The 994-nt window shown below is 66.3% G+C and carries 1 protein-coding gene; it reads right to left on the bottom strand.

What is annotated here, in order from left to right; all coding sequences use genetic code 11:
- On the bottom strand, positions 1-994 hold a 994-nt coding region (locus JK363_RS41370; RefSeq protein WP_201883482.1), incomplete at both ends, for an acyltransferase domain-containing protein.

Here is a 994-nt window from a genome sequence, read left to right as displayed (position 1 = left end):
GCTGACAGCCAGCCGCTTCGTCCTGCGCTCCTCGGCGTCGAAGTGGGCAGCGATCTCCAGCACCGCTGCTTCCTCACCGGAGATCACCACCGACGACGGCCCATTCACCGCCGCCACCGACACCCGACCAGACGCCCCCGCCACCAGCGGCACAACCTCATCCTCGCCAGCCTGGACCGCCACCATCGCACCGCCCACGGGAAGCGCCTGCATCAGCCGGGCCCGCGCCCCCACCAACGCACACGCATCAACCAGTGACAACACACCCGCCGCATGAGCTGCCGCGACCTCTCCGATGGAGTGCCCGGCCACAAAGTCCGGCCGTATTCCAAGGGACTCCACCAGCCGGAACAACGCCACCTCAACCGCAAACAACGCCTGCTGCGCATAACCCGTTCGGCTCAGCTCCTCGGCATCCTCGCCCCACATCACCTCCCGGACAGGACCGTCCAGCTGCGTGAGCACACTGTCGAGGACCTCAGCAAACACCGGGAACCGGTCATACAGCTCCCGCCCCATCCCCAGCCGCTGCGCACCCTGCCCCGAAAACACAACCCCCAGGCGCGGCCCCTCCCCGGCTTCCCCCCGCGCAACCTCCACCAACCCCTCATCCGACGCAAGCAAAACCGCCCGATGCCCAAACACCGACCGGCTCGTAGCCAACGAGAACCCGACATCCATCCGACCACCACTGTCAGGAACGGAACGGAGCCGGACGATCTGAGCGTCAAGTGCCGCCACACTCTTGGCCGACACCGGCCAAGGCACCACACCCCAAGGAGCCTCCCGAGATTCAACAGGCTGCTCCACCACAGGCCCCGCCTCAAGAATCACATGCGCATTCGTGCCACTGATCCCGAACGACGACACACCCGCACGACGAGCCCGGCCCGTCTCAGGCCAGGCAGTGTTCTCCATCAACACCTGGACATCGCCAGCCGTCCAGTCCACATGGGAAGACGGCACATCAGCATGCAGCGTTCGCGGCAGCACA

Origin of the sequence: Streptomyces coffeae (assembly GCF_016741875.1) — a bacterium.
Classification (GTDB): domain Bacteria; phylum Actinomycetota; class Actinomycetes; order Streptomycetales; family Streptomycetaceae; genus Streptomyces; species Streptomyces coffeae.
Note: the sequence above shows the minus strand (reverse complement) of the source record. Positions and strands in the feature narration are given on the sequence as shown.